The organism is Streptomyces otsuchiensis (assembly GCF_004305975.1).
GTDB lineage: Bacteria > Actinomycetota > Actinomycetes > Streptomycetales > Streptomycetaceae > Streptomyces > Streptomyces otsuchiensis.
Genome location: NZ_BHZI01000372.1, coordinates 1 through 4,577, shown reverse-complemented (window position 1 = coordinate 4,577; position 4,577 = coordinate 1). Strand labels below are relative to the sequence as shown.

3 protein-coding genes are annotated in these 4,577 nt (G+C 75.3%); all 3 read left to right on the top strand.

Annotated elements, in window-relative coordinates; all coding sequences use genetic code 11:
- A partial coding sequence (locus tag E0D90_RS23770) for a (2Fe-2S)-binding protein (protein WP_130800032.1) occupies positions 1-584 on the top strand: 584 nt, incomplete at its 5' end.
- The gene (locus tag E0D90_RS23765; protein ID WP_130800031.1) at positions 581-2,908 is read left to right on the top strand and encodes a xanthine dehydrogenase family protein molybdopterin-binding subunit; all 2,328 of its coding nucleotides are present in this window, start codon (positions 581-583) and stop codon (positions 2,906-2,908) included. The genes E0D90_RS23770 and E0D90_RS23765, both read left to right, overlap by 4 nt.
- Positions 2,909-3,035: 127 nt before the next feature.
- Positions 3,036-4,541: an MFS transporter gene (locus tag E0D90_RS23760; RefSeq protein WP_130800030.1), complete on the top strand. Its 1,506-nt coding sequence runs from the start codon at positions 3,036-3,038 to the stop codon at positions 4,539-4,541.
- The last annotated feature ends 36 nt before the right edge of the window (positions 4,542-4,577 follow it).

Here is a 4,577-nt window from a genome sequence, read left to right as displayed (position 1 = left end):
ACCCCACCGCGCCCAGCAGCCACCCCACCGTCTCCTACGTGCTCCACGTCAACGGGGTGGACCGCCCCGTGACGGGCGCCTGGATCGGTGAGTCGCTGCTGCACGTCCTGCGGGAACGTCTCGGTCTGGCCGGCGCCAAGGACGGCTGCTCGCAGGGCGAGTGCGGCGCCTGCTCGGTGCAGGTCGACGGCCGTCTGGTCGTCGCCTGCCTGGTGCCCGCCGCCACCGCCGCCGGCAGCGAGATCCGCACCGTGGAGGGCCTGGGCAGCGACACCGCGCCCTCCGACGTCCAGCGGGCGCTCGCCGGCTGCGACGTCCAGTGCGGCTTCTGCCTGCCCGGCATGGCGATGACCGTGCACAACCTGCTGGAGGGCAACCACCGCCCCAGCGAACTGGAGACCAGGCGCGCCCTGTGCGGCAACCTCTGCCGCTGCTCCGGCTACGGTGGGGTGCTGGAGGCCGTACGTCAGGTGGTCGAGGAGCGTTCCGGGGACGGCGCCGCGCAGCCGTCGGGCGCGGACGACGGTTCCGGCACCCGCGTGCCGCACCAGGGCGGCCCCGCGGGCATGGGAGGCGAAGCGTGACGGACCAGCGTGACCCGGCCACCACGGTCACCTTGAACCCGGCCGGGGCGACCAGCGAACCGTCCGGACCGCCGACGCTCGGCATCGGGGTCTCCCTGGCACCGGCCGAAGCCGCCGTCAAGGCCGCCGGTACCTTCCCGTACACCGCCGACCTCTGGGCCGAGGGGCTGTTGTGGGCGGCCGTGCTGCGCGCCCCGCACCCCCACGCCCGGATCGTCTCCGTCGACACCCGGCACGCCGAGGCCATGGCCGGGGTCCGCGCCGTGATCAGCCATGTCGACGTGCCCGGCGACGCGTTGCTCGGCCGCGCCGTCGTCGACCGGCCGCCGTTCGCATCCGACCTGGTGCGCCACCACGGTGAGGCCATCGCCGCCGTCGCCGCCGACCACCCCGACACCGCGCGGCTCGCCGCGGCCGCCATCGCCGTCGAGTACGAGGTGCTCGACCCGGTCACCGACCCGGAGAAGTCGTTCGAGGCCGCGCCGCTGCACCCCGACGGCAACGTCATCCGCCACATCCCGCTGCGCCACGGCGACCCGGCCGCCACCGGCGAGATCGTCGTGGAGGGGCTGTACCGCGTCGGCCGCCAGGACCCGGCCCCCATCGGGGCCGAGGCGGGACTGGCCGTACCGCGCCCCGACGGCGGCGTGGAGGTCTACACCGCCGCCACCGACCCGCACACCGACCGCGACCGGCTGGCGGCGTGCCTCGGGCTCCACCAGGAACAGGTCAAGATCTACGTCACCGGTGTGCCCGGCGCCCTCGCCGACCGCGAGGACCAGGGGGTGCAACTGCCCCTGGCGCTGCTGGCGATCCGCACCGGGCACCCGGTCAAACTCGCCGCCGGGCGCGAGGAGTCCTTCCTCGGACACGCCCACCGCCACCCCACCCTGCTGCGCTACCGGCACCACGCCGACGCCGAGGGCCGGCTGGTCAAGGTCGAGGCCCAGCTGCTGATGGACGCCGGCCCGTACGCCGACGACTCGGCGGAGGCGCTGGCCGCCGCCGTGGCCTTCGCCGCCGGGCCGTACCGGGTACCGGCCGCCGTGGTCGACGGCTGGGTGGTGCGCACCAACAACCCGCCGGCCGGGCACGTGCGCGGCGAGGGCGCCATGCAGGTCTGCGCGGCCTACGAGGGCCAGATGGACAAGCTGGCCTCCCGGCTCGGCCTCGACCCGGCCGAACTGCGCGCCCGCAACGTGATGTCGACCGGCGACGCGCTGCCCACCGGCCAGGCCGTGACCTGCCCGGCGCCGGTCGGGGAGCTGCTGGCGGCCGTGCGGGAGGCGCCGCTGCCGCCGCTGCCCAAGGACGTCCCGGTGGAGGACTGGCTGCTGCCCGGCGGCCCGGAGGGCGCCGGCGAGCCGGGTGCCACCCGCCGCGGCGTGGGCTACGCGCTGGGCATGGTGCACATGCTGGGGGCGGAGGGAGCCGACGAGGTCTCCACCGCCACCGTCAAGGTCGAGGGGTCGGTCGCCACCGTGCTGTGCGCGGCGGTCGAGACCGGCCAGGGCTTCGCCACGCTGGCCCGGCAGGTGGTGCAGGACGTCCTCGGGATCGAGGAGGTCCGGGTCGCCTCCGTCGACACCGACCAGCCACCGGCCGGGCCGGGCAGCCGCGGCCGTCACACCTGGGTGTCGGGCGGCGCGGTCGAGCGCGCCGCGAAGATGGTCCGCACCCAGCTGCTGCAGCCCCTCGCCGCCAACTTCGGACTCTCCGCCGAACTGCTGACCATCGCCGACGGCAAGATCACCTCCTATGACGGTGTGCTGTCCACGACCGTCGCGGAGGCACTGGAGGGCAAGGAGCTGTGGGCCACGGCGCAGTGCCGTCCCCACCCCACCGAGCCGCTGGACGGCCAGGGGCAGGGTGAGGCGTTCGTCTCGCTGGCCTTCGCCGCCGTGCGGGCCGTGGTCGACGTTGACGCCGAACTCGGCACCGTACGGGTCGTGGAGCTGGCGCTGGCGCAGGACGTCGGCCGCATCCTGAACCCCCGTCAGCTGAACGCGCGACTGGAGGCCGGCCTCACCCAGGGCGTCGGTGCCGCGCTGACCGAACACCTGCGGGTGGCGCGCGGCACGGTGCGGCGTCCCGACCTCGCCGACTACGGTCTGCCGACCGCGCTGGACGCGCCCGCGATCCGGATCGTGAAGCTGGTCGAGGAACGCGACGTGGTCGCGCCGTTCGGCGCCAAGTCCGCCAGCGCGGCGCCGCTGGTGGTCGCGCCGGCCGCCGTGGCCGCCGCGGTGCGCGCCGCCACCGGCCGCCCCGTCAACCGCATCCCGATCCGGCCGCAGGCCGCGGTGGCGCCCCCGGCGGGCTGACCTCCGGCACGGGCGGGCTCTGTCCGGCAACGGCCGCCACGGCGGTCCGGGGCGTAGGTCCGGCGGAGGAGCGGATCACCCTGCGGGGCCGATGCGCCCGCCCGGGGCGGTTCCCTACGGTAGGGGCATGACCCAGCCCATCACCGGCAGCGACGCCGGTACCCAGGAGGCCGAACCGGCCGTGCGACCGGCGCCCGACGGCGCCACCAGCGTGCTGAGCCGGCGCTACCGGGCGCTGACCCTCGGCAGCGTCAGCGTCATCCTGCTGATCGCCTTCGAGGCGATGGCCGTCGGCACCGCCATGCCGGCGGCCGCCGAGCAGCTCGACGGCGTCACGCTCTACGCGTTCGCCTTCTCCGCGTTCTTCACCACCAGCCTGCTCGGCATGGCGGTCTCCGGCCAGTGGTGCGACCGCAGCGGACCGCTGCAGCCGGTCGTCGCCGGGATCGCGGCCTTTTCCTGCGGGCTGCTGCTCTCCGGCGTGGCGCAGAACATGGCGATGTTCATCGTCGGTCGCGCCGGACAGGGCATCGGTGGCGGGCTGATCATCGTCGCCCTGTACGTCACGGTCCGGCGCGCCTACCCGGAGCACCTCCGTGCCTCGGCGCTGGCCGGTTTCTCGGCGTCCTGGGTGGTGCCGTCGATGATCGGCCCGGTGATCGCCGGGCTGGTCACGGAGCATCTCGGCTGGCGCTGGGTCTTCCTCGGGATCACGGTGCTGGTGATCCCCGCGCTGCTGGTGATGCTGCCCGCGCTGCGCCGGGCGGCCGGAGGCCCGCCGGACGGCGGGCCGGTGCGCTTCGACCGGAGGCGGATACGGCTCGCGGTCGCGCTCGCCGCCGGCGCGGGCATGCTCCAGTACGGCGGGCAGGAGTTGCGCTGGCTGTCGCTGGTGCCGGTGGTGGCCGGCCTGGCGCTGCTGGCGCCGACGGCGGTGCGGCTGATGCCGCCGGGCACCTTCCGGGCGGCGCGCGGGCTGCCGTCGGTGATCCTGCTGCGCGGGCTGGTCTCGGCGGCGTTCCTGTCGACCCAGATGTTCGTGCCGTTGATGCTGGTCACCCAGCGCGGGCTGTCCTACACGCAGGCCGGTCTGGCGCTCGCCGCCGGTGGCGCCTGCTGGGCGCTGGGCTCGTTCACCCAGTCCCGTCCGAACCTGGAGCGGCATCGGATGACCCTCGTCCGGGCGGGCACGGTGCTGGTGGTCACCGGTGTCGCCCTGACGCCCCTGGTGCTGATCGGGGCGGTGCCGGTCTGGACCCCGGCGATCACCCTGTCGCTCGGCTGTTTCGGGATGGGCCTCGTCGTCACCTCGGCCGGCGTGCTGGTGCTGCGGCTGTCCTCTCCGGAGGAGGCGGGCGGCAACATCTCCTCGCTCCAGGTCTGCGACGCGCTGATGAACGTGGTGATGCTCACCGCCGTCGGCTCCGCCTTCGCCGCCATGGGCGGGGGGACCGTCGCCGGTCACGAGGTGACGTCCGGGGTGGACATCGCGCCCTCGGCGTTCGTCGTGGTCTACGCGGCGGCGACGGTGGTCGCGGCCGTGGCGATCGTCGTCGCCGGCCGGCTCCGGCCCCGCGCCGGCCTCCCGGTGGCGCCGTCCTCCGGGGCCGGAGTGGTGCGGAACCGGCCATGAACCCGCGTGGCGGTGGGGGCGGGGCCCGCCCCGTGG